25 protein-coding genes and 10 tRNA genes are annotated in these 21,219 nt (G+C 48.0%); 30 read left to right on the forward strand and 5 right to left on the reverse strand.

The window, feature by feature from the left end:
- The first annotated feature begins 5 nt into the window (after nucleotides 1-5).
- The 5 genes from KNO92_RS08035 to KNO92_RS08055 all read left to right on the forward strand — a co-directional run bounded on the left by KNO92_RS08035 (nucleotide 6) and on the right by KNO92_RS08055 (nucleotide 5,459).
- Entirely contained in the window at nucleotides 6-311 is a 306-nt protein-coding gene (locus KNO92_RS08035) for a rhodanese-like domain-containing protein (RefSeq protein WP_214695982.1), read from the forward strand.
- Nucleotides 308-2,773 (forward strand): CoA-disulfide reductase, encoded by a 2,466-nt coding sequence (locus KNO92_RS08040; RefSeq protein WP_214695984.1) that lies wholly within the window; start codon nucleotides 308-310, stop codon nucleotides 2,771-2,773. The genes KNO92_RS08035 and KNO92_RS08040 overlap by 4 nt, the downstream gene beginning before the upstream one ends.
- A 200-nt stretch (nucleotides 2,774-2,973) precedes the next feature.
- Complete coding sequence (locus tag KNO92_RS08045; RefSeq protein WP_214695986.1) at nucleotides 2,974-4,419, forward strand: alanine/glycine:cation symporter family protein; 1,446 nt, start codon at nucleotides 2,974-2,976, stop codon at nucleotides 4,417-4,419.
- Between the two features lie 84 nt (nucleotides 4,420-4,503).
- Nucleotides 4,504-4,959: a hypothetical protein gene (locus KNO92_RS08050; RefSeq protein WP_214760799.1), complete on the forward strand. Its 456-nt coding sequence runs from the start codon at nucleotides 4,504-4,506 to the stop codon at nucleotides 4,957-4,959.
- A gap of 53 nt (nucleotides 4,960-5,012) precedes the next feature.
- A complete protein-coding gene (locus KNO92_RS08055) occupies nucleotides 5,013-5,459 on the forward strand; it encodes a hypothetical protein (protein ID WP_214760801.1) in 447 nt (148 codons plus the stop codon).
- A gap of 39 nt (nucleotides 5,460-5,498) precedes the next feature.
- Here KNO92_RS08055 and KNO92_RS08060 read toward each other — a convergent pair whose 3' ends face one another.
- Nucleotides 5,499-6,524, reverse strand: coding sequence for a metal ABC transporter solute-binding protein, Zn/Mn family (locus tag KNO92_RS08060; protein ID WP_214760803.1), 1,026 nt, complete (start codon nucleotides 6,522-6,524; stop codon nucleotides 5,499-5,501).
- 173 nt (nucleotides 6,525-6,697) lie between these two features.
- On the opposite strand from KNO92_RS08060, the gene KNO92_RS08065 reads away from it, so the two are divergent.
- The 3 genes from KNO92_RS08065 to KNO92_RS08075 all read left to right on the forward strand — a co-directional run bounded on the left by KNO92_RS08065 (nucleotide 6,698) and on the right by KNO92_RS08075 (nucleotide 8,783).
- A complete protein-coding gene (locus KNO92_RS08065) occupies nucleotides 6,698-7,633 on the forward strand; it encodes an alpha/beta hydrolase (protein WP_214696000.1) in 936 nt (311 codons plus the stop codon).
- A gap of 63 nt (nucleotides 7,634-7,696) precedes the next feature.
- Nucleotides 7,697-8,296, forward strand: coding sequence for a histidine phosphatase family protein (locus KNO92_RS08070; protein WP_214696002.1), 600 nt, complete (start codon nucleotides 7,697-7,699; stop codon nucleotides 8,294-8,296).
- 10 nt (nucleotides 8,297-8,306) lie between these two features.
- Nucleotides 8,307-8,783 carry a DUF456 domain-containing protein gene (locus KNO92_RS08075; RefSeq protein ID WP_214696004.1) on the forward strand — a complete coding sequence of 159 codons (477 nt, stop codon included), beginning with the start codon at nucleotides 8,307-8,309 and terminating at the stop codon, nucleotides 8,781-8,783.
- Nucleotides 8,784-8,858: 75 nt separating this feature from the next.
- Here KNO92_RS08075 and KNO92_RS08080 read toward each other — a convergent pair whose 3' ends face one another.
- Nucleotides 8,859-9,332: a YwpF-like family protein gene (locus KNO92_RS08080; RefSeq protein WP_214696006.1), complete on the reverse strand. Its 474-nt coding sequence runs from the start codon at nucleotides 9,330-9,332 to the stop codon at nucleotides 8,859-8,861.
- A gap of 113 nt (nucleotides 9,333-9,445) precedes the next feature.
- On the opposite strand from KNO92_RS08080, the gene KNO92_RS08085 reads away from it, so the two are divergent.
- Complete coding sequence (locus KNO92_RS08085; RefSeq protein WP_214696008.1) at nucleotides 9,446-9,748, forward strand: 7TM diverse intracellular signaling domain-containing protein; 303 nt, start codon at nucleotides 9,446-9,448, stop codon at nucleotides 9,746-9,748.
- 36 nt (nucleotides 9,749-9,784) lie between these two features.
- Here the strand turns inward: KNO92_RS08085 and KNO92_RS08090 are convergent, their stop codons facing one another.
- Entirely contained in the window at nucleotides 9,785-11,230 is a 1,446-nt protein-coding gene (locus KNO92_RS08090; protein ID WP_214760806.1) for a nicotinate phosphoribosyltransferase, read from the reverse strand.
- A 22-nt stretch (nucleotides 11,231-11,252) separates the two neighbouring features.
- Nucleotides 11,253-11,786: a cysteine hydrolase family protein gene (locus KNO92_RS08095; protein ID WP_214760808.1), complete on the reverse strand. Its 534-nt coding sequence runs from the start codon at nucleotides 11,784-11,786 to the stop codon at nucleotides 11,253-11,255.
- 140 nt (nucleotides 11,787-11,926) lie between these two features.
- Between KNO92_RS08095 and KNO92_RS08100 the strand changes: the two genes are divergently transcribed.
- From KNO92_RS08100 to KNO92_RS08110, 3 genes are read left to right on the forward strand one after another with little or no spacing between them, the layout of a single operon-like run.
- Complete coding sequence (locus KNO92_RS08100) at nucleotides 11,927-12,202, forward strand: 4a-hydroxytetrahydrobiopterin dehydratase (protein WP_015880543.1); 276 nt, start codon at nucleotides 11,927-11,929, stop codon at nucleotides 12,200-12,202.
- Entirely contained in the window at nucleotides 12,195-12,677 is a 483-nt protein-coding gene (locus KNO92_RS08105) for a hypothetical protein (protein WP_251125687.1), read from the forward strand. The genes KNO92_RS08100 and KNO92_RS08105 overlap by 8 nt, the downstream gene beginning before the upstream one ends.
- 33 nt (nucleotides 12,678-12,710) lie before the next feature.
- Nucleotides 12,711-13,028: a hypothetical protein gene (locus KNO92_RS08110; protein WP_015880545.1), complete on the forward strand. Its 318-nt coding sequence runs from the start codon at nucleotides 12,711-12,713 to the stop codon at nucleotides 13,026-13,028.
- A 45-nt stretch (nucleotides 13,029-13,073) separates the two neighbouring features.
- On the opposite strand, the gene KNO92_RS08115 is transcribed toward KNO92_RS08110, so the two are convergent.
- The gene (locus KNO92_RS08115) at nucleotides 13,074-13,799 is read right to left on the reverse strand and encodes a rhomboid family intramembrane serine protease (RefSeq protein ID WP_214760810.1); all 726 of its coding nucleotides are present in this window, start codon (nucleotides 13,797-13,799) and stop codon (nucleotides 13,074-13,076) included.
- A 63-nt stretch (nucleotides 13,800-13,862) separates the two neighbouring features.
- Here KNO92_RS08115 and acpS point away from each other — a divergent pair, with 63 nt between their 5' ends.
- From acpS to KNO92_RS08205, 18 genes are all read left to right on the forward strand, one after another.
- Nucleotides 13,863-14,231 carry a holo-ACP synthase gene (gene acpS / locus KNO92_RS08120; RefSeq protein ID WP_214696019.1) on the forward strand — a complete coding sequence of 123 codons (369 nt, stop codon included), beginning with the start codon at nucleotides 13,863-13,865 and terminating at the stop codon, nucleotides 14,229-14,231.
- The gene (alr, locus tag KNO92_RS08125) at nucleotides 14,218-15,294 is read left to right on the forward strand and encodes an alanine racemase (RefSeq protein ID WP_214760812.1); all 1,077 of its coding nucleotides are present in this window, start codon (nucleotides 14,218-14,220) and stop codon (nucleotides 15,292-15,294) included. The genes acpS and alr overlap by 14 nt, the downstream gene beginning before the upstream one ends.
- A 129-nt stretch (nucleotides 15,295-15,423) precedes the next feature.
- Nucleotides 15,424-15,702, forward strand: coding sequence for a hypothetical protein (locus KNO92_RS08130; protein WP_026824473.1), 279 nt, complete (start codon nucleotides 15,424-15,426; stop codon nucleotides 15,700-15,702).
- A 5-nt stretch (nucleotides 15,703-15,707) separates the two neighbouring features.
- Nucleotides 15,708-16,058 carry a type II toxin-antitoxin system PemK/MazF family toxin gene (locus KNO92_RS08135; protein WP_026824472.1) on the forward strand — a complete coding sequence of 117 codons (351 nt, stop codon included), beginning with the start codon at nucleotides 15,708-15,710 and terminating at the stop codon, nucleotides 16,056-16,058.
- Between the two features lie 142 nt (nucleotides 16,059-16,200).
- Nucleotides 16,201-16,527, forward strand: a complete 327-nt coding sequence (locus tag KNO92_RS08140) for an STAS domain-containing protein (RefSeq protein ID WP_214696023.1) — start codon at nucleotides 16,201-16,203, stop codon at nucleotides 16,525-16,527.
- Complete coding sequence (gene rsbW / locus KNO92_RS08145; protein WP_214696024.1) at nucleotides 16,524-17,003, forward strand: anti-sigma B factor RsbW; 480 nt, start codon at nucleotides 16,524-16,526, stop codon at nucleotides 17,001-17,003. Before KNO92_RS08140 ends, rsbW begins: the two co-directional genes overlap by 4 nt.
- A complete protein-coding gene (gene sigB / locus KNO92_RS08150) occupies nucleotides 16,969-17,769 on the forward strand; it encodes an RNA polymerase sigma factor SigB (protein ID WP_015880560.1) in 801 nt (266 codons plus the stop codon). Before rsbW ends, sigB begins: the two co-directional genes overlap by 35 nt.
- A gap of 69 nt (nucleotides 17,770-17,838) precedes the next feature.
- Nucleotides 17,839-19,965: a Tex family protein gene (locus KNO92_RS08155; RefSeq protein WP_214760814.1), complete on the forward strand. Its 2,127-nt coding sequence runs from the start codon at nucleotides 17,839-17,841 to the stop codon at nucleotides 19,963-19,965.
- 216 nt (nucleotides 19,966-20,181) lie between these two features.
- Nucleotides 20,182-20,256, forward strand: a tRNA-Asn gene (locus KNO92_RS08160).
- Between the two features lie 9 nt (nucleotides 20,257-20,265).
- Nucleotides 20,266-20,357, forward strand: a tRNA-Ser gene (locus KNO92_RS08165).
- Nucleotides 20,358-20,386: 29 nt separating this feature from the next.
- Nucleotides 20,387-20,461, forward strand: a tRNA-Glu gene (locus tag KNO92_RS08170).
- A gap of 5 nt (nucleotides 20,462-20,466) precedes the next feature.
- A tRNA-Val gene (locus tag KNO92_RS08175) sits at nucleotides 20,467-20,542 on the forward strand.
- Nucleotides 20,543-20,563: 21 nt separating this feature from the next.
- A tRNA-Asp gene (locus tag KNO92_RS08180) sits at nucleotides 20,564-20,639 on the forward strand.
- Between the two features lie 7 nt (nucleotides 20,640-20,646).
- Nucleotides 20,647-20,718: transfer RNA gene (locus KNO92_RS08185), tRNA-Gln, on the forward strand.
- A gap of 9 nt (nucleotides 20,719-20,727) precedes the next feature.
- Nucleotides 20,728-20,803 (forward strand) — tRNA-Lys (locus tag KNO92_RS08190).
- Nucleotides 20,804-20,820: 17 nt separating this feature from the next.
- Nucleotides 20,821-20,908 (forward strand) — tRNA-Leu (locus tag KNO92_RS08195).
- Between the two features lie 3 nt (nucleotides 20,909-20,911).
- Nucleotides 20,912-20,988 (forward strand) — tRNA-Arg (locus KNO92_RS08200).
- Nucleotides 20,989-20,999: 11 nt separating this feature from the next.
- Nucleotides 21,000-21,076: transfer RNA gene (locus KNO92_RS08205), tRNA-Ile, on the forward strand.
- Nucleotides 21,077-21,219 lie beyond the last annotated feature (143 nt).

The raw sequence follows: 21,219 nt of genomic DNA on the forward strand, positions 1-21,219 counted from the left end.
TAATGATGAAAGCATCTGCTTTAAAACGTCAAATGGACTTTGAAGTGCCAGTAAACATCGTCGACGTTCGTGAACGCGACGAGTTTCAAGAAGCGCATATCGAAGGTGCCAAAAACTATCCGTTATCAGAAATGACAACATGGATCGATACTCTCGACCCTGCTGAAGAATATGTCGTTCTTTGCCGCTCTGGTGCACGCAGCACGCAAGCGACTTGGCAAATGGAGGCAAAAGGCTATAAAGTGGTCAATATAGAAGATGGCTTGATGAGTTGGCCAGGAGAAGTCGTCAGAGGAGGAAATGGACAATGAGTAAAAAAATCGTAATCGTCGGTGGAGTAGCGGGTGGTGCATCTGCAGCAGCGCGTCTTCGTCGATTAAATGAAGAAAATCAAATCGTCATGTTTGACCGTGGGGAGTACATCTCATTCGCTAACTGTGGTCTTCCATATTACATCGGGGACGTCATTCAAGATCGTCAAAAATTGCTCGTCCAGACGGTTGAAGGGATGAACAAACGTTTCCAACTCGATATCCGTAACTTGACGGAAGTGGTTCAAATTAACCGTGACGAGAAAACAGTGACGGTGAAGCATGTTCAAACAGGCGAAACGTACGATGAGTCATACGATGTCCTCATCCTTTCACCGGGAGCGAAGCCGATTCGTCCGAACATCCCTGGAATCGACGAGGCGGAAGACATCTTCACGCTTCGCAACATTCCAGACACAGATAAAATCCGTGGCTATGTCGATGACAAAGCACCAAAACACGCGACTGTAATTGGTGGGGGCTTCATCGGGATTGAGATGGCAGAGAACTTACGTGAGCGTGGGGTTGATGTGACGCTCGTCGAGATGGCGGACCAAGTCATGACGCCACTCGACCGTGAGATGGTCGCGCCGATTCATGAACATTTACGTCTTCATGGTGTCGAGCTTCAATTGTCTGATGGCGTTTCTTCATTCTCTGAAAAAGGGAAGAAAGTTCATTTGTCGAGCGGTCGCGTCATCGATACAGACATGGTGATCATGTCGATTGGGGTCACACCGGAGTCAACGATTGCCCGTGAAGCGGGACTTGAAACAGGTACGCGCGGTGCGATTCGTGTGAACGAAAAAATGCTCACATCTGATCCATCGATTTACGCGATTGGAGATGCGGTCGAAGTGCTCGACTATGTCTTCCAAGAGCCAACTGTCGTCCCACTCGCATGGCCAGCGAACCGTCAAGGTCGTCTCGTTGCCGACATCATTAACGGTCGTGACGTGAAATATAACGGAACAATGGGAACAGGAATTGCGAAAGTGTTTGATATGACGGTCGCATCGACTGGTTGGAACGAGAAACGTTTGAAAGCAGCCGGTAAGACGTATGAAGCTGTTCACGTACACCCGGGTTCGCACGCCGGATACTATCCAGGATCGACACCGGTGTCACTCAAACTCTTATTCCACCCAACAACGGGTGAGATTTACGGTGCACAAGGTGTCGGGATCAACGGAGTCGACAAGCGAATCGACGTCATTGCGACAGCGATGAAAGGCGGTTTGACGGTCCTCGACCTGCCTGACCTCGAACTTAGTTACGCACCACCGTTCAGCTCGGCGAAAGATCCGGTCAACATGATTGGGTATGTCGCTTCTAACGTCGTACTCGGTGATAACGAAGTCGTGCATTGGGATGAAATCGATGAGCTCGTGAAGAACGGAGCGACGTTACTTGACGTCCGTGACGAATCAGAACATGAACTTGGGAAGATTCCAGGATCGATCAACGTTCCACTTAACTCATTACGTGAAAACTTAGACAACTATGACCGAAGCGAAACGATTTATGTGACGTGCCAAGTCGGTCTTCGTGGATATCTCGCATCACGCATCTTGCGTCAAAACGGCTTCAAGGTGAAAAACTTGAGCGGTGGCTATAAAACATGGTCACAAATCAATCGTGATTTCGAGGCGCTTGAAGAAGCGAACACATCAAATGAAACAGCGGCTACCGTTGTAGAAGAGGAGCCAACACAAATGACGAACGCACCAATCGGTGAAGCGGTCATCTTAGACACATGTGGTCTACAATGCCCGGGACCAATTTTAGAAGTAAATAAAAAAGTTGCAGAACTTGGAGAAGGCGAAACACTTCGTGTCCTCGCAAGTGACCCAGGGTTCTTCGCAGATATCGAAGCATGGGCGAAGAAGACAGGTAACAAACTTGTCTCGAAACAATTCGTCAACGGACGCGTCGAAGCCATCCTTCAAAAAGGACAAGGTCCGGTTGCGCCGCAAGCGGGCGCTCCAACAGGAGATGGCGCGTCTATGGTCGTCTTCAGCGGTGACCTCGACCGTGCGCTCGCATCTCTCATCATTGCGCAAGGTGCTGCAGCGATGGGGAAAGAAGTAACAATGTTCTTCACATTCTGGGGACTCAATGTCATCCGCAAACCGGACGCGCCGGAAGTGAAGAAACAAGGTCTTGAGAAAATGTTCGGCATGATGATGCCAGGACATGCCGGTGAACTTCCACTCTCGAACATGAACTTCGGTGGTGTCGGCCAAAAAATGATGAAGAAAGTCATGAGCGACAAGAACGTCCCTTCTGTCGAAGAGATGATCAAGTCAGCTCAAGAGGCAGGCGTGAAGATGGTAGCCTGCACAATGTCGATGGACGTCATGGGGATCAAAGAAGAAGAGTTGATTGATGGGGTCGACCTCGGTGGTGTTGCGGCGTATCTCGGTGCAGCAGAGGGCGGAAACTTAAACCTCTTTATCTAAATGAACTGTATAACGAATCGGGTTGCGATGGGCAATCTGATTCGTTTTTTGTTGGTGAGATACGATTTGAAGGAAGTTCATATATACGAGAAAACGAATTAATATTGCAATTTTCGTATAATTTACCTATAATTCTAGTCATGTTAAAAAAGTTAACATGACTTTTTCTGTTGAGATTTTTAGAATGATGGAGGATTAGTATGGAGAAATTTGTAGAGAACCTCGTTTCGCAGGCGAACGATTTGTTATGGTCACAAGTGCTCATCGTCGTACTTGTCGCATTAGGTCTTTATTTCACGGTCCGTATGGGCTTCGTTCAGTTCCGCATGATTCCTGAGATGTTCCGCCTTTTGTTTAAAGAAGGTACAGAACGTGAGAAAGGCCAAGTGTCTTCGTTCCAAGCGTTTGCAATCGGGACGGCAGCACGTGTCGGAACAGGAAACATTGCCGGTGTGGCGACAGCGATTGCGCTAGGTGGCCCAGGGGCAGTCTTTTGGATGTGGCTCATCGCTTTGATTGGAGCAGCATCTGCATTTGTCGAAAGTACATTGGCACAAGTGTATAAAATTCGTGACGGACGCACATGGCGCGGAGGTCCGGCTTACTACATGGAGCGTGCGCTCGGTCAACGTTGGCTCGGTGTCTTGTTCGCGATTTTAATCACGTTCTCGTTCGGGTTTGCGTTTAACTCTGTTCAGTCGAACACGATTTCACTTTCTGTGAGTAACCAATTCGGCATCAGCACGACAGTCGTCGGGGTTGTCCTCGCGATCATTACGGCAATTGTCGTATTCGGTGGTATTCAATCAATCGCGCTCTTGTCGAGCATCATTGTTCCAGTCATGGCGGGTGGCTACATTTTGCTCGCGATTTGGATCATGGTGACAAACGTATCCCTCTTACCAGACGTATTCAGCCTCATCTTCTCAGAAGGAGTTCTTGGAATCGAGCAACTCTTCGGTGGTGCAATCGGTGCGATGGTACTCCAAGGGATTCGTCGTGGTCTCTTCTCGAACGAAGCAGGGATGGGTTCTGCGCCGAACGCCGCTGCGACAGCGGAAGTATCACACCCTGTTAAGCAAGGTTTGATTCAATCGTTCAGCGTATTCGTGGATACATTGCTCGTTTGTACGTCGACAGCAATGATCATTTTGATTTCAGGTGTTGCCGGTTCAGAATCGTTCGCCGGTGTCGAATTGACGCAAGCGGCGTTGACAGCAGAGGTCGGTTCGGTCGCGACATCGTTCTTGACGATTGCGATCTTCTTGTTCGCATTCAGTTCGATTCTTGGAAACTATTACTACGGCGAGACGAACATTCAGTTCATCTCGGATAAAAAAATCTATGTCACGCTCTATCGCATTGGTGTCGTTGGAATGGTCTTGTTTGGTGCGGTCCGCTCTGCTGGCCTCGTCTGGTCGATTGCTGACGTGTTCATGGGTCTCATGGCCCTCGTCAACTTGTACGCAATCTTCCGCTTGGCGAAAGTGGCTCGAGCCGTTCTTGACGACTACTTGTCACAGCGTCGAGCAGGACAAGATCCGGTCTTCTATGTCGACTCGGTAGAAAATCTTCCAGGCCGTGAGTATGTAGAAGCTTGGGAAAGCGAAACAGAAGAACAAAAAACAGGAACAAGTCGTTCTTAATGAATGGAACCGTCTACGAATTCACGTAGGCGGTTTTTTTACGTATACAAGACGGGTAATGTCATAAAAAGGGGGCGTTCATGTATGGAGACGACGCATTATGTACGTGTTTCCCCAGAAGTTTGGGTGTCATTTAATCAAGATCCGGAGATGATTTTAGATTGGTTGATTCATATGCATGAGCAATACCGTAATCGGGACGACACGTTAACGCTCCCAAATGTTGAATCGTTTCAACGCGTGCTCAGTCAAATCGAGGTGTATATCGATGGGGCTGACACATACAATATGGAAATGGCGCTCGTTGGCGAGGAGTTGATTGTGAATGAAGCACAGGCGGTCGTGGTCGGGATTTTGACCCCACAGCTGCTTCACATCGTCAAAGACACATTGCATGCATTCGGACGGGATGATGTGAAAGATATGGCACTCGTACCGAAAGAGGAGTTCGAGACGATTTGGGAAGATTGGACAAAGTTGCAACAGTTCTGTGAGACGGCCGCATCCCAAGAAGAACTTGTCCTCATTTATTATGAGTAAAGATGAATCCACCATGGTATAATGTAAAAAAATGGATAAAAGGGGATTCAATGATGGACGTGTTCGGCACACTCATTTGGCTTGGTATTCTCATCAACCCGTTTCTCGCCTATCAAACGAAAAGCAGATTACTTTATCGCATCACACTCATCTTGTTCATCGTATTCTTGGTGACGTGGGGGTATGCTGTAGTGGGCGGAACAGTACCGGCCCTATTTGACACAGCGTGGAGTTTCCTATTGATTGCTTACGTCGGGCTTTTAGTGTTGAATAGTTGCTTCGTTAGCAAACGGTTCGTCCCGCAGATGACATGGTTTCGGTTTACTCTATTCGGATTGATTGGAGTTGGCGTCAGTCAAGCGTGGTTCGGACTGAGCACGGACAACTGGGAGTGGTCATCCTTCATGCATGAAGATGTATGGATGATGAGTGTGATTGTTTCACTACTACTTCTTCTTTTCGTGACGATGAAAACGCTGGACCGCCGGATAGAAGTATAAAAAAATCCCGAAACGAATCCGTTCGTTTCGGGATTTTGATTATTTCAAAGCTGTCTCGAGTGCCTTGACGTTTTCACGCATCAAGTCAAAATAGCTCTTATCCATCTGTTCTTTTGTGACAGATTCCAAGTTGTAAATCGTCACGCTCTCTGCGCCGATTTCTTGCTTCACGACCTCAGCCACTTTCGGTGTGACCGTGTCTTCAAAGGCGATATAGTTCAAATCGTGGAGACGCGCCTCTTCGATGATTCGTTTGAGGGCTTGTTGTGATGGTTCTTCAGAAGGTGTGAGTCCGGCGATTGGCAACTGATCGAAACCGTAGCGTTCAGCCAAATAGCCATATGCTGCGTGTGTGACGAGCAACTCCGACTTCGAACCATTCTCAACGGCTGCTTTCAATTCTGCATCGAGGGTATTCGCTTCGTCTTTAAATGCACTCAACCGTTCTGAGAATTCGTCTTTATAGTCTGGTGCCTCTTCGCTGAAAGCAGCTTCAACAGCTTCTGCCATTGAAACGGCATTCATCGGGTCGAGCCAGACGTGTGGATCGTATTGTCCATGGTCATGCTCATGCTCATCTTCGTTATGCGCTTCTTCTTCATTGGCATGCTCGTCTTCAGAATGGCCTTCTTCTTCGTGAGCATGTTCGTCTTCAGAATGTTCATCCTCGCCATGAACATGAACGGTATCGGCTGCATCAAGCAACGTCACGTCCTCTGCCGTTTTGACGAAAGCGACGTTCTGTCCTTCCAAGCTCTTCTCCATGGACTCGACGTAAGGTTCGAGGTCATGGCCGATTGTCAAAAAGAGGTCCGCTTCTGCAATTTGAGTCATCTGTTTAGAAGTCGGCTCATATGTGTGCGGGTCTGCTCCAGGTGGGATCACCATTTCCACGTTGACACGGTCACCACCGATTTCCTCTGCCATTGATTTTAAGGCAAAAGTCGAAGCGTAGACCGTTAGTTTCTGATCTGTCGATTCGGATGCGTTGCCTCCTTCGGTATTTCCACACGCGCCAAGTAAAAGCGTGCCGGCCGCGACAGCGCCTAGCCAAGTCTTCTTCATCTTCCATCGTCCACCTTTCAAATTATCTGAATATTAAATCGTAACTGTTACGTTTTATGACTGCGAGTAATATTATAGTGTGACCTTCGGAGCACGTCAAGTCCGACTTCTGATGGATAGATTTTTGAAAAAAGCGGGAATATGATTAAAAAAAGGAACGAGGAGTGGATTGTATGAGAAAGGAGACTGCCTGGTTTGTCGGGGGTGCGGCACTGGCCGCAGCGACGGCAGCCGGGGCTAGCGTGTGGAGTCAGTATGGGTCACTTGTCAGATGGCAAGAGCCCGAATTGCCGATTCGACCGACAACACGCCGGCGCCACACGTATACGTATAAGATTGTCAATGATCGTCCGCTCCAATTTGATTTATATCTTCCGCCAGGAGAGGGACCGTTCCCGGTAGCGGTCTATGCACATGGGGGGGCATTTGTGAGAGGGAGCCGCAGCATGGTCACGCTGTTCCATCCGTTACTCGATCACTTTTTGGGGAAAGGGATCGCCGTTGTCAGTATCGATTATCGCTTGTTTGAGGACGGGGTGTATTTCCCTGATAATATTATCGATGTCTCGGATGCGCTTAGCTATTTAAAACAGCATGAATCATTACTCACCCTCGATACGAGTCAGTTACTCGTGTGGGGCGACTCTGCTGGAGCTGCTTTAATGCTCGCGACTGCGCTCGATCGTCACAAACAATTTGTAGGTGAACTCGGGGATGATCTTCCGATAATCAAAGGAGTCATCGCCTTGTATCCGCCGACGAACTTTTTATTGTTCAAATTTATTCAAACATGGCTGGCTCATCTGAAGTTTTATGAAGGAAGCCGTGAAGAATGGCGTGAACTAATGGTGAAATGCTCACCAGTCTCCCATTTATATGCCGATGCCCCACCTGTTTTACTGTTACACGGAAAGAAAGACCCGATTGTGCCGTTCGGTCAAGCCCTTCATTTCGTCGAGCATGCGAGTGATGTCGGCGCGAACGTTCAGCTCATCTCGTTTCCGAATGGGACACATTCGCTGGCGAGTTTCCTACAATCAGACAACCCGATCAAAGAAGAACAGTTGATGGCACGGATCAATCGTTTCATTGACGAATGCCTTGTCTGAAGTTGCGATTTTTAGGGAAGATGGTACGATGGGGGATGATTGAAAGAGTAAGGAGTGGAAGCAGTGACAGAGTTATGTTTAGTGAGACACGGTCAGACCGATTGGAATCGTTTAGAAATTATTCAAGGACGTGAAGACAATCCGTTGAATGCACTCGGACGTCAACAGGCAGAAGAGAGTGCAGCTTTTTTGAGTCAAGAAACATGGGATCTCATCGTTTCTAGTCCATTAACGCGTGCGGTTCATACAGCACAGGCAATTGCGACAGCCTGCGGAATTGAGCATGATGCGATTCGATTGGACGAGCGATTTATTGAACGCGAGTTTGGAGCAGCGTCCGGACAACCTGTGAAAGGTATTTATGAAGCAGTGCAGGCCGATGACGAGCGTCGCGTTCCGGGTCTCGAATCAGAGGATGAGATGCGTGCTCGCGTCCTAGAAGGAATGGAACATTTGGTAGAGATGTATCCCGGAAAACGGATCATTGTCGTCTGCCATTCACATGCGATTAAAGCAGCGCTCTCAGCGATTGATGACACGTATACGTTCCGTCATGCGATGCGAAACGCCTGCTCGAACTATATCATCCATCAACATGGCCAGTTTGAGGTGAAGGCGATTAATGTTGCTGATCATATCACCGATCCGGCCATCATGAAATGAGGAAAATGTCATGACGACCTTACTATGGGTATTCATCATCGCATCATTTGTGGTCGCTTTTGCCGGACTCATTTACCCGGTCATCCCTAGCGTCTTGTTCTTGTTTATCGGGTACATGATTTACGGATTCGGCTTTTCATTTGAGCCGTTAACTTGGACATTCTGGGTATGGCAGTCTGTCTTCCTCATCTTCTTGTTTGTGGTGGACTACGTTGTGACCAGAGCTACAGTGGATAAACGTGGAGGGTCAGAACGAGCGAAATGGGGCGCGACCATCGGCTTGATTGCCGGACCGTTCATTTTCCCGCTCGTCGGGGTCCTCATCTTCCCATTTGTTTTCGCATTTTTGGCGGAGTTAACACTCGGAAAGACGACACGTGAAGCATGGAGTATCGGTGTGGGAACGGTTCTCGCTTTTCTTGGCAGTACGCTCTTAAAAGTGATTGGAATGACGATGATGGTCATCTTGTTCTTTATCTATGTGTGAGACGGAGCTCCTTTCTCCGTCTTTTTTGTTTGAAAGGGGAATGGTTTTGGGGAAAGAAAAAACAAGGCCATTCGATTACTCGAATGACCCGGTTTTGACCAATTGATTGAAGGCAGAGCGACTGAACGATTGTTGAATCTCCACTTTCTTCTCGAAGAAGGCGGGTTTCAAATTCGACGTGGCGACCCCTTCTTGAATGAGAGAGTCGAGCACTTGTTTCGTCGCATCTTGTTTTGGATTTAACATGAGTCCTTCGGCGACGAACGTATGGTGATCGCTCAGGGCTCGTTCACTCGTGAAGGTCAAGGCGAGTGCGGCAGGCGCATTCGTCGGAGATGTAATGATGGCTTCAGCGAGGATGAGGATTCGTTTGTTTAAGTAATGGTGAAGCGTGACGGCCGATTCGGTCGGCACGAGCATCTCGAGCAACCATTCTGAATCATGTTCTTTCGAGATGATCAACCCGTCGAGCAAATCGATTGGTAAATTAAGTTCATTGCCGTACTCGTCTTGAACGAGACGGACTTGGACGAGGCGAAACGTTTTCATAGCATCGTTCCTTTCCGCGTTTTCTTTAGACCATCTTAACATAGTCTGACGAATAGAATGTGTTAAGATAACGGGGAAGAAACAGAAAAATAGAGAGTGAGGGAGGCATCAAGATGAGTTGGATTGTTGGCGTAATCGGGTATGTGACGATTCTCGCGATCGTCTACTATGGTGTCCTTTTCTTCAAAGTGAAACGGGAGCGGAGTCGGGCCGGCTATCGAATCTTTCTTTTGCTTGCCGGACTATTTTTAGTCAGTGGGAGCGATTATATCATTGCACTGTTCCAAGGGGACACCGAAGCGACGTTTTGGCAACGAACCGTCTATTTTGTCTTGATATTGCTCTCTTTGTCGATGGCGCTTTACTTTCGGAGAAAAGAAGATCAAAGCCAAGCAGGCGAGATGACGATGGTATAAGCAAACGGTTGTGGGAATGTACCCACAACCGTTTTTTTATTTCGGTACTCGCGTTTTGCGAATCATATCGAGTTTTAAGTCCCAAAGTGGTTTACTGAACGTCACCGAGTACACTTCCGGCAAACGGAGGCGCTTATACTCTTCCCAGAGTCCGTTCATCTGTTCATGATGATAAGCGCGAATCTCGGTCGTGCTCGGAAGGTCGTATACACGTTTCCCATCGAGGAAAATCGGTTGCAACAACCGTTTGACGTTAAAGTTGCGCGTCTTGATTTTGAAGGCAGGGTCGCGGACGTCAATCAAGTCGATTTCGCTATACGATTCGACAGGTTCGTCGGCAAGGGCGATATAGTCCCCTTTGAACTTTTTCGTCTCCTTGTCGATAATGCGGTACAACTCTTTTTTATGAGGGGTCGTCGTCTTCACTTTAGAAGAAGACACTTTGATGACCGGTTTTAATTCTCCGGATTCATCCTCACGAGCGACCAATTTATAGACCATGCCAAGTGCAGGTTGTTCATAAGCGGTGATTCCACGCGTCCCGACGAGGAACGTATCGGCTTCTGCACCTTGCATGCGTAAGTCTTGAATGACGTATTCATCTAAATCACCAGATACGACGATTTTGACATAGTCGAGACCGGCTTCGTTCAACGCTTTCCGAGCGCGTTTTGACAGATAAGCGAGGTCACCCGAATCGAGTCGTACAGACTTGAGGCGGTGTCCTTTCGCCTCGAGTTCTTTTGCGACCGTGATCGCGTTCGGAAGACCGGATTTGAGTGTGTCATACGTATCAATCAGGAGACTTGTGTTGTCTGGATACATCTCTGCAAACGAACGGAATGCACTCAACTCATCATCATGGAACTGAATGTCCGCATGTTCCATCGTCCCTCCTGTCGGCACGTCGAAATCACGTCCGGCAGAAACAAGGCTCGTCACGTCGAAACCGGCGATATAAGCGGCGCGGGTCCCGTAATAGGCGGCATCGACGCCTTGTGCGCGACGTGCTCCACCTTCGAGCAGTGTCTCGTTCGGAGCGGCCTGACGAATTCGGGCATACTTCGTCGCGATGAGTGATTCGTGGTTCGCGATATTGAGTAGCGCTGTTTGGAATAGTTTTGCTTCAAAGATGGTCGATTCGATTCGGACGACTTGCTCGTGTGGGAAGATGACCTCTCCTTCACGGACACTATATAGTGAACCAGTGAACTTAAAGTTTCGTAACACATCTTCGAACTCGTCTTCGAAACCGAGCTGCGCTTTTAAATAAGCGATGTCTTCTTCTGTGAACGAGACGTTCTCCAAATAGTGGACAATGTTTTCGAGTCCTGCGAAGACGACATAACCACCGCTGAACGGGTTCGAACGGTAATACAGGTCAAAGACAACCTTTTCATTATGACGACCTTGCTTCCAGTAGATATACATCCAGCGTGGGAGATAAAGGTCTGTGTGAAGTGCTAAATTGCGATGTAACATATGTTTTCCTTTCTGTTTTACGTCACTTTCCGACGACGGTCGCACCGAGAGTCGTGACGAAATGTTCGAGCGCCCATTCATGACCGATCGGGTTGAAGCTCTGGACGGCATCGGCGTGGACGACGATTTGATAACCGAGGTTGTAGGCATCTACGGCTGTATGGAGCACACAAATGTCTGTGCAGACACCGACAAGATGAATTTCTGTAATCCCACGTTCCCGAAGACGAAGGTCAAGGTCTGTTCCGGCAAACGCACTGTACCGTGTCTTGTCGATCCAATGGTCGGCTGTTTTGGATGCTTCTTTCACTGCACCATACAATTCACGACCTTCCGTCCCACGAATATTGTGCGGTGGGAACAACGTCGTTTCAGGATGGAACGTGTCGCCTGCATCATGGACATCGTTCGCGATGACGACATAATCCTCGGTCGAGAACGTTTCGATTAACTCGACAATCCGCTCTTCAATCTCTTGCCCGGGTTTCCCACAAGTCAAACGACCACTGTCTGCGATAAAATCAAATGTATAATCTATAACAATCAATGCGCGCATGGGAGATGCTCCTCTCTCGTAATCAAAATGATGGCTATCCATCTCATTCTAAATCATTATACATCATGCGCGGAAGATTATTTTTCTCCGGTTTGGGTAGATTAAGACAGTAGACTGTATAGGGAAAGGGGATTGTGACGATGGTATTATCACAAAGTGAATTGACAGATGAACTGTCACGTTTAAACGGTTGGGAAGAAGTGAACGGGGAGATTCAGAAGACATATCGGCTTGAGACATTCCCGGAAGCCATCCAGTTTGTCCATCTCGTCGCGGATTTGGCTGAATCGCTCGACCATCATCCGAATATCTTGATCGAGTATCGGAACGTGACATTGACCGTATCGACCCATGACGAAGGGGGCATCACGGAGAAAGACATCACGCTCGCGAAAGGGTGTGAGGAGCTTGTCTAAACTGTATATGACCTTCGCGTCAGGTAGTGTGGCCGAGCGTCTCCGGAAAGAGCCGGGCGTGGTCGCGGCAAATGGACATGAAACGATCCTGCTCGCAGAAGGAGAGAAATCTCCGTTCAAGAGTGGAAAAGTGTTTGAGATTGAAGAGGCATCCGGTGAATTCGTCAAAAAAGGAAACATCTTATATGCGAACGTGCCAACGGATGAAAATGCCCGCTCGCTCCTGTTTCATCAATTGTTGACGGAAAAGGCACCGCTCGGGGTCGGACATGATGGGTTTTCGGCGTACCGTCTAGGTGTCGACCCGGACGACAATCATGCGGTCGTATTCATTCAATTCACATCTGGTGGAAAACACTTCCGAGATACAGCGGACTACGCGGTGCTTGAAGATCGTCTGAAACGGGCGGTCGAACAGCGCGGTGCAGGTCCTGTTATAAAACACTATGTCGTCACCGAGTCAGATAATCTATAATAAAAGATAACGTCATGTTAGGGGAGGATTTTTATGAACAAGAATTATTTCTGGTTGGGGATGGCTGCGGGCGCAGTAATCGGCGCAGCGGCATCACTTCTCCATAGCGAAACACGCGATCAACAAGTGAGACAATTGAAAGGCATCAAGTCGAAGTTGAAGTCATCGAACACATCGACTGAGGCACATGCAGTCGGTCTTCAAGCGTCATCGAAAGGCAACTTGAAAGACCGAGTCATGGAATGGAAATCGCTTTACGAAGAAAACCAAGATACGATTCAAAACCTCGTCGAAGACGTGAAAGACTTAGTCGATGCGCTTCAAGAGGCTCGTCATAAAAATCAAATCTAATCAAACGACCAAGCGAATCCGCTTGGTCGTTTTTTGTTTCCTTACTTATAAGAATTGCGCCAATAAGCCAAAGATTGCCAGTCCAATAATAATGTAGAAGAACCATTTTCCGTCCCCGGAATGAATGGTCGGGGGCGCGTAAGAACGTTGCTTATACTTCCCGTAGCGCATCGGGCGTGTATACGGGACGGCATACCGTGAGAGTGGAATGGCAAGTAAAAATCCTGCCAAAAAGCCATACACGTGGCCCCAAAGCGAAACGTTCGAACCGATTAGTGTAAAGACGGCACTGATGGCGACGAAGATATAGACCAAGCGGGCATCTTGGTTAAGCATCAACGTGCGGCGGAAGCGACCGATGTACACATAGAATCCGAGAATGGCCAAGATGGCACCTGACGCACCAGCTTGTAGATAAAACAAGTTACTGACGGTGAAGTAGGTGAACAAGTTGGCAAGTGCCCCGGCGAAGACATAAAATAGGGCAAACTTCACATGCCCGACCATGCGTTCCATCGCTGGTCCGAAGATGATCAGCGCAAACGAATTAAATAGCAAGTGTCCGAGACTCAAATGAATAAAGTTGGCCGTCACCAAGCGATACCATTGTCCATCGGCGAGTGCCAAATGAAACGACCCGCCTGTTGACACAATTCGTAAACCAGGAGCGAAAGAATCGATGACAAACACAAGGAGTTGGATTACAATGAACAGCGTTACGAGTGGATATGCCCGTACAAACGTTTGTACATTTTCCGTACGACTAAACATAACATCACCTCTTTCTCCAATTGTATAGGGAAACAGGGAAAAAAGGAAAGGAGCGAGTGTCCAGTGATTGTAGGAATCGGAGTCGATATCGTCGAGCTTGATCGGATGGCTCGCTCGATGAAACAACCGCGTTTTTTAAAACGCCTGCTCACCGATGCAGAGTATGAGCTTGTTCAACAATACCCACTCCCGCGTCAAATCGAGTTTGTTTCGGGTCGGTTTGCCGCAAAAGAAGCTTATGCCAAGGCAATCGGCACCGGAATCGCGCACGGTCTATCGTGGCGCCACATTGAAATTTTACCGGATGAGACAGGTCGACCTGTCATGACTGCGCCGTTTTCGGGACGAATTCATGTCAGCATCAGTCATAGCAGTGCATATGCCGTCGCACAAGTCATCTTAGAAGAGGAGGGGCAACATGTTTCGTCCTAGTCGAATCGAGATTGATCGGGCGGCCATCGCCCATAACATACAAGAGTTAACACAACGTATCCCGCAAGACATCATGGCGGTTGTCAAAGCGAATGCCTACGGTCATGGGGCTGTTGAAGTAGCGAATATCGCCCTTCAGAACGGGGCGACAATGCTTGGGGTCGCTTTATTAGAAGAAGCAATCGAACTTCGGGATGCAGGGATCGAGGCGCCGATTTTAGTCATGGAGGCGCAATTTCCCCAATATGCAGGGATTGCAGCAGAACGAGACGTCACGTTGTCCGTTTTTTCTGCTGAATGGTTAAAAGAGGCTACTGCTTATATAGAAGAAAAACCATTGACGGTTCATATTAAAGTCGACACAGGGATGGGACGTCTTGGTCTTCGTACACGAGAGCAACTTGATGCGTTGCTTGAAGAAGCGAACGATTCATTTGTCATTGAAGGCATCTACACCCATTTCGCGACAGCGGATGAACTTGATAGCGACTTGTACTACACACAACAAGAACGTTTCGAACACTTGATGGATGGGTTACATGAGCGGTTTCGCTATATTCATACGTCCAATTCAGCAGGGGCCATCCGAATGGCAGGACAAGACGTTCCTTATAATCTGGTCCGTGTCGGGATCGCACTCTATGGTTTATATCCGTCACATGAGATGGAAACATTCTATTCGTTCCTCCGCCCGGCCTTTACGTTGAAGAGCCAGCTGATGCAGGTGAAGCGTCTCGAGGCAGGTCAAACGATCAGTTACGGAGCGACCTATACGACATCGACCGATGAATGGATTGGTACCGTCCCAGTCGGATATGCGGACGGCTGGTTACGGAAGGCGAGCGGATTTGAAGTTGAAGTAAATGGTGTTCGTTGTCCGATTGTGGGACGTGTTTGCATGGATCGCTTCATGATCCGACTTCCAAAAGAGTTTCCGGTCGGTATGGATGTGACACTTGTTGGTGGAAACGTCGCCATTGATGAACTTGCGTCATATCTAGGGACGATTAACTATGAGATCGTTTGCCAGTTCACGAGTCGATTACCGCGTCACTATGTGTGAATCACAAATCGTGTGAAATTATCTGAATTCTTTCTCGATTTCTCTATATTTTCCCATTCCCGCGTGTTATATTGATAAAGAACGCGGGAGATTTTCCGCCAGTCCATGAAACGATTCTGGAGGTGTAAGATGTTGAAGCAGCGAACTGCGGGTGCGCTAGCGTCCGTCCCAGATCGGTTCTCGCAACAAGGGGGTCCGATTTCGATGAAAGACCGTGAAACACTGTCCTTGAACGATGTAGTGACATACTTGTCTAAAGAAATTGCTGATCGACAACAAACACTGCGTGAAGAATTGGCGAAAGGCTATCAAGAGATGGCCGCGTTTAACTTGAATATGGCAGAAGAGATGCTAACGATTGAAGCCGAAGCCGAACACGCTCTCTTACGTCAAGTAAGTGGGGTGTGAGCAGAGTGATCGTAAAGCGTGGTGACGTATTTTATGCGAATCTGTCGCCCGTAGTCGGCTCAGAGCAAGGTGGCGTTCGACCCGTTCTCATCGTACAGAACGACATCGGCAATCGCTTTAGCCCGACCGTCATTGTCGCTGCGATTACAGCTCAGATTCAAAAAGCAAAACTGCCGACTCATGTGGAAGTATATCAAGAGAAGCATGGACTCGAGAGAGACTCTGTGATTTTACTTGAGCAGATTCGAACGATTGATAAGCGTCGTCTGACGGATAAAGTCACTCATCTCGATGATGAGACGATGCATAAAGTTGACCGAGCGCTAGAGATTAGTATGGGATTGATCCCTCTCTAGCCTTACATAGATCAAGACTGGTACATAGGTATCGGTCTTTTTTTAAACATTTTTTAAAAAAGTGGTTTAAGATTTTGATAGTGGGGAATTAAAGTAAATCGTACTCAATTTATCTGTACGGACATTTAGGAGGGAATAGACGATGGATTTATCGATTCGTGAGCAAGTCATTGGAGAACAATTACACCTTTACGTATCCGGAGAAGTGGATACATATACTGCACCAAAATTGAAAGAAGTATTGCATCCGGCCATCAGTGAGCAAGATGTGGTCGTTCATTTAGATGAAGTGGAGTATATGGACTCGACAGGTCTCGGTGTGTTCGTCGGGGCGTTGAAAATCGCCACGCGTAACGAAAAAGAGTTGTCACTTGTCGGGGTTACGGAGCGAGTCAATCGTCTATTCGAATTGACGGGTCTTCACAAACTTCTTTCTATTAATTCGAACGTAAGAGGTGGCACGCAATGAACAATGTTGAACAGACGGTCATGACGTTCCCGGCCAAACCCGAATATGTCGGTGTGGTTCGATTAGTCGTTTCAGGAATCGCTAACCGTATGGGATATACGTACGACGAGATCGAGGATATTAAAATCGCGGTCTCGGAAGCATGCGGCAACGCAGTTCAGCATGCGTATGAAGATCATCAAGATGGAGAGGTCAAACTCGCTTGTGGCGTATATGCAGATCGTCTTGAAATCACGATTGAAGATTCAGGCAAGACGTTCGCAGATGATGTGAAACGTCAAGCGGCTCCGGTCGAAGAGACGACGGAAATTGAATCGCTCCACGAAGGAGGACTTGGTCTCTTCCTTATCGAAGCGTTAATGGACGATGTCTCGATCAATAAAGACAACGGTGTCAAAGTGACGATGACAAAACTCCTTAACAGGGACGAGGTGGATCAGAGTGCCAGCAAAATCTCAACAACGCCATCACAGTGATGACGAGGTACTAGAGTGGATTGAACGCTACCAACAAGACGATCAAAACGAAGAAGTGCAAATGCTACTCATCAATCGCTATTCGGACCTCGTTGAAGCACTCGCCCGTAAGTTTTCGCGTGGACGAGCGATTCACGATGATCTCGTGCAAGTTGGGATGATTGGATTATTGGCGGCACTCCGTCGATTTGATCCAGAATTCGGACGTAGCTTCGAATCGTTTGCCGTCCCGACCATCATCGGTGAAATCAAGCGATTCATCCGCGATAAAACATGGAGTGTCCATGTTCCGCGTCGGATCAAAGAGCTCGGACCGAAAATTAAGAAGACGGTTGAAGAGTTGACGACTGAATTACAACGCTCACCACGAATCGATGAGATTGCCGATCATCTTGGCGTATCAGACGAAGAAATTCTCGAAACGCTTGAGATGGGCAAGAGTTATCAAGCGCTGTCGGTCGATAGTTCGATCGAAGCGGATAACGAAGGCAGTACGGTCACGTTACTCGACTTGGTCGGTAGCCAAGAGCGTGGATATGAATCGGTCGACCAACGTCTCATTCTAGAGAAAGCGTTCAACGTCCTAAATGAACGGGAACGCGCCATCTTAGAATGCGCCTACTATAAGAATATGAGTCAAAAAGAGACTGGAGAACTTCTTGGGATCTCGCAGATGCATGTCTCCCGTTTGCAACGGCGAGCACTCGAAAAGCTGCGTGAAGCCATCAAAGTCCCACTCAATGAAGTATTCTCAAGCGATGACTAATCGAGTCATCGCTTTTTTGTTTGAATGTTTGCTACACTTTGGAAGAGATCATAAAAGGAAGTGATTCAAGTGATTACGAAAGTGGCTAAGGCGTTAAACTTGAAAGTGAACCAAGTAGAGACGGTTCAACAGCTCGCATCTGAAGGGGCGACGATTCCGTTCATGGCCCGTTATCGGAAGGAAATGACGGGGAACCTGGATGAAGTCGAAATCAAAGCAATCTTGGACGCCCTTCAATATGAAGAAAGTCTTCAAAAGCGAAAAACGGATGTTCTTGCTAAGTTAGAAGAGCTGGAAAAGAACACACCTGAACTAACGAAGGCGTTAGAGGCAGCGACAACCCTTCAGCAAGTGGAAGATATCTACTTACCCTATCGTCCGAAACGGCGGACGAAAGCGGAACAGGGACGTGAGAAAGGATTGCAGCCGCTTGCGGACTGGTTCCGAGACAAGTCGCCTTACTCGACAGGTGTCGTTGAAGAGCTCTCGAAGGATGTAGCGCTAGAAGAATCCCTTCCGCTCGTACATGCCATCATCGGGGAAGAATGGGGCGAGGAAGCGAAACTACGCCAGATGCTTCGCGACCGTGTACGCAAAGAAGGATTGTTGCGTTCGAAGAAGAAAAAACAAGCGGAAGATGAAAAAGAGATCTTTGCGCAGTACTATGAATATGAAGAAAAAATTGCTGGGATTGTCCCACACCGTGTACTCGCCTTGAACCGCGGGGAGCGTACCGATGTCCTTCAAGTGAAAGTCATTTTTGACGAGACACGCTTCATGGATCAAGTCCTTCGTGCATATGAGCGACTTCCGAAAGAGAAGCGTGAAGTTGTCGAAGCGGCCGTGACGGAGGCTTATAAAAAATCTGTCTTCCCAGCCATTGAACGAGAGATTCGTAGCGAGTTAACCGATAAGGCAGAGGAGCAGGCGATCGATGTATTCTCGAAAAACTTAAAGCAACTCTACATGCAACCGCCTCTTCGCGAGGTCGTCGTCTTGGGGATCGACCCGGCATATCGGACAGGATGCAAATGGGCGGTCGTCAATGAAATCGGAAAAGTCGAAGAGGTTGGTGTCTTCTATCCGACGGCTCCGAAGTACGATATCGATGGAGCGGAGAAAGTGTTAACGAGACTCGCGAAAAAATACCCGATTTCCGTTATTGTCGTCGGAAACGGTACGGCATCAAGGGAGACCGAACAATTCGTTGCGGATTGGTTAAAGAAAGCAGAGCGTGAAATTGCTTACGCAATTGTGAACGAAGCGGGAGCGAGTGTCTATTCTGCATCGGAAGTCGCACGTAGTGAATTTCCGGACTTAAAAGTAGAGGAACGGTCAGCCGTCTCGATCGCACGCCGAATCCAGGATGCGATGGCGGAACTCGTCAAAGTTGACCCACAGTCGGTCGGTGTCGGGCAATATCAGCATGATGTGAGTCAGAATAAACTGAAGACATCTTTAGAATTTGTCGTGGAGAGCGTGGTTAACATGGTCGGAATCGATGTGAACCGTGCCTCAGAGTCTTTATTGACTTACGTATCGGGACTGAACAAAACGACTGCAAAAAATATTGTGGCATATCGAGAAGAGAACGGGCGCTTTGAAACAAGGAAAGAAATTAAGAAGGTGCCAAGACTCGGGGCGAAGGCGTTCGAACAGGCAGCTGGATTCTTGCGAATCATGAATGGGAAGGACGTTCTCGACCAGACAGAGATTCACCCAGAGAGTTATTCCCTCGCATTATCAATCTTAAAAGAAATCGGATCCTCGAAAGCTGAGGTTGGAACAGCTGCATTGCGTGAACGGTTACAACAAGTTGATGCGAATGTATTGAGTGAGCGATTAGATGCGGGACTTCCAACCGTCGAGGATATCTTGAAGTCGTTAGCGAAACCAGGACGTGACCCACGAGAGGACATTCAAAAGCCGTTACTGCGTACGGACGTCATGAGTCTTGAAGACCTTCAAGTCGGAATGGAATTCCAAGGGACCGTTCGAAACGTCATTGATTTTGGTGCGTTCGTGGATATTGGTGTAAAACAGGACGGGCTCGTCCATATTTCGAAATTATCGAATCGCTACGTGAAGCATCCGTTAGATGTCGTGGCGGTCGGTGATATCGTTACGGTATGGATTGAACAGGTCGATGTCAACCGGGGACGAATTAGTTTGACGATGCTTGAACCGAACAGTTAAACAATTAATAAGAAGAAACTCGAATCAGGTAAAATGTTTTTCATTTTACCTGATTTTTTTTTAGAAAAAGTGTTGACGGTCTTTTTGTACCGTGATATCTTATAGAAGTCGCCGAGAGACGGCATGCGAAATAAAAGTTTTTCTAAGAAAGTGATTGACAGGTTTCTGGTTTGCGGTTACAATATAAATCGTTACTTCGATAATTTCAAGCAACGTTCCGCAATAGCTCAGTGGTAGAGCAACCGGCTGTTAACCGGTAGGTCGTAGGTTCAAATCCTACTTGCGGAGCCATTTTATTTTGGAGACGTACCCAAGAGGCTATAAGGGGCTCCCCTGCTAAGGGAGTAGGCTGGGAAACCGGTGCGAGGGTTCGAATCCCTCCGTCTCCGCCACTTAAAATTACTTAGAAGACACATACACTGGCCCGTTGGTCAAGCGGTTAAGACACCGCCCTTTCACGGCGGTAACACGGGTTCGAATCCCGTACGGGTCACCATATATGGAGGATTAGCTCAGCTGGGAGAGCACCTGCCTTACAAGCAGGGGGTCGGCGGTTCGATCCCGTCATCCTCCACCATTTCAAATAAAAACGTAATCTGGTCTTGTGGTGTAGGGGTTAACATGCCTGCCTGTCACGCAGGAGATCGCGGGTTCGAATCCCGTCAAGACCGCCATTTACGTTGGGCTGTAGCCAAGTGGTAAGGCATCGGATTTTGATTCCGACATGCGAAGGTTCGATCCCTTCCAGCCCAGCTTTTATTTGAGTCATTAGCTCAGTTGGTAGAGCATCTGACTTTTAATCAGAGGGTCGCAGGTTCGAGCCCTGCATGACTCACCATTTTAATTTCATACGCTGCGGTCGTGGCGGAATCGGTAGACGCGCTAGGTTGAGGGCCTAGTGGTGGTTAACACCGTGGAGGTTCAAGTCCTCTCGACCGCACCATATGCACCCTTAGCTCAGCTGGATAGAGCGTTAGACTACGAATCTAAAGGCCGGGAGTTCGAATCTCTCAGGGTGCACCATTCTTTTTTATGGGCCTATAGCTCAGCCGGTTAGAGCGCACGCCTGATAAGCGTGAGGTCGGTGGTTCGAGTCCACTTAGGCCCACCATTTAAACTGACGAACTTTGAAAACTGAACGATGAGGCAAAAATAAGTTTTACAATTTTTGAATGAAGCGCAAGCTTCGTCAATTTAAGAGCTATATCAAATTCTTTGGAGAGTTTGATCCTGGCTCAGGACGAACGCTGGCGG

This window comes from Exiguobacterium sp. s129, assembly GCF_018617585.1.
GTDB classification, from domain to species: Bacteria; Bacillota; Bacilli; order Exiguobacteriales; family Exiguobacteriaceae; genus Exiguobacterium; species Exiguobacterium aestuarii_A.

What these genes read in the sequence shown, in the direction of transcription:
- KNO92_RS08035 (WP_214695982.1), top strand. Translation starts at nt 6, where the DNA reads ATGAAAGCATCTGCTTTAAAACGTCAAATGGACTTTGAAGTGCCAGTA.
- KNO92_RS08040 (WP_214695984.1), top strand. Translation starts at nt 308, where the DNA reads ATGAGTAAAAAAATCGTAATCGTCGGTGGAGTAGCGGGTGGTGCATCT.
- KNO92_RS08045 (WP_214695986.1), top strand. Translation starts at nt 2,974, where the DNA reads ATGGAGAAATTTGTAGAGAACCTCGTTTCGCAGGCGAACGATTTGTTA.
- KNO92_RS08050 (WP_214760799.1), top strand. Translation starts at nt 4,504, where the DNA reads ATGGAGACGACGCATTATGTACGTGTTTCCCCAGAAGTTTGGGTGTCA.
- KNO92_RS08055 (WP_214760801.1), top strand. Translation starts at nt 5,013, where the DNA reads ATGGACGTGTTCGGCACACTCATTTGGCTTGGTATTCTCATCAACCCG.
- KNO92_RS08060 (WP_214760803.1), bottom strand. Translation starts at nt 6,524, where the DNA reads ATGAAGAAGACTTGGCTAGGCGCTGTCGCGGCCGGCACGCTTTTACTT.
- KNO92_RS08065 (WP_214696000.1), top strand. Translation starts at nt 6,698, where the DNA reads ATGAGAAAGGAGACTGCCTGGTTTGTCGGGGGTGCGGCACTGGCCGCA.
- KNO92_RS08075 (WP_214696004.1), top strand. Translation starts at nt 8,307, where the DNA reads ATGACGACCTTACTATGGGTATTCATCATCGCATCATTTGTGGTCGCT.
- KNO92_RS08080 (WP_214696006.1), bottom strand. Translation starts at nt 9,332, where the DNA reads ATGAAAACGTTTCGCCTCGTCCAAGTCCGTCTCGTTCAAGACGAGTAC.
- KNO92_RS08085 (WP_214696008.1), top strand. Translation starts at nt 9,446, where the DNA reads ATGAGTTGGATTGTTGGCGTAATCGGGTATGTGACGATTCTCGCGATC.
- KNO92_RS08090 (WP_214760806.1), bottom strand. Translation starts at nt 11,230, where the DNA reads ATGTTACATCGCAATTTAGCACTTCACACAGACCTTTATCTCCCACGC.
- KNO92_RS08095 (WP_214760808.1), bottom strand. Translation starts at nt 11,786, where the DNA reads ATGCGCGCATTGATTGTTATAGATTATACATTTGATTTTATCGCAGAC.
- KNO92_RS08100 (WP_015880543.1), top strand. Translation starts at nt 11,927, where the DNA reads ATGGTATTATCACAAAGTGAATTGACAGATGAACTGTCACGTTTAAAC.
- KNO92_RS08110 (WP_015880545.1), top strand. Translation starts at nt 12,711, where the DNA reads ATGAACAAGAATTATTTCTGGTTGGGGATGGCTGCGGGCGCAGTAATC.
- KNO92_RS08115 (WP_214760810.1), bottom strand. Translation starts at nt 13,799, where the DNA reads ATGTTTAGTCGTACGGAAAATGTACAAACGTTTGTACGGGCATATCCA.
- alr (WP_214760812.1), top strand. Translation starts at nt 14,218, where the DNA reads ATGTTTCGTCCTAGTCGAATCGAGATTGATCGGGCGGCCATCGCCCAT.
- KNO92_RS08130 (WP_026824473.1), top strand. Translation starts at nt 15,424, where the DNA reads ATGTTGAAGCAGCGAACTGCGGGTGCGCTAGCGTCCGTCCCAGATCGG.
- KNO92_RS08140 (WP_214696023.1), top strand. Translation starts at nt 16,201, where the DNA reads ATGGATTTATCGATTCGTGAGCAAGTCATTGGAGAACAATTACACCTT.
- rsbW (WP_214696024.1), top strand. Translation starts at nt 16,524, where the DNA reads ATGAACAATGTTGAACAGACGGTCATGACGTTCCCGGCCAAACCCGAA.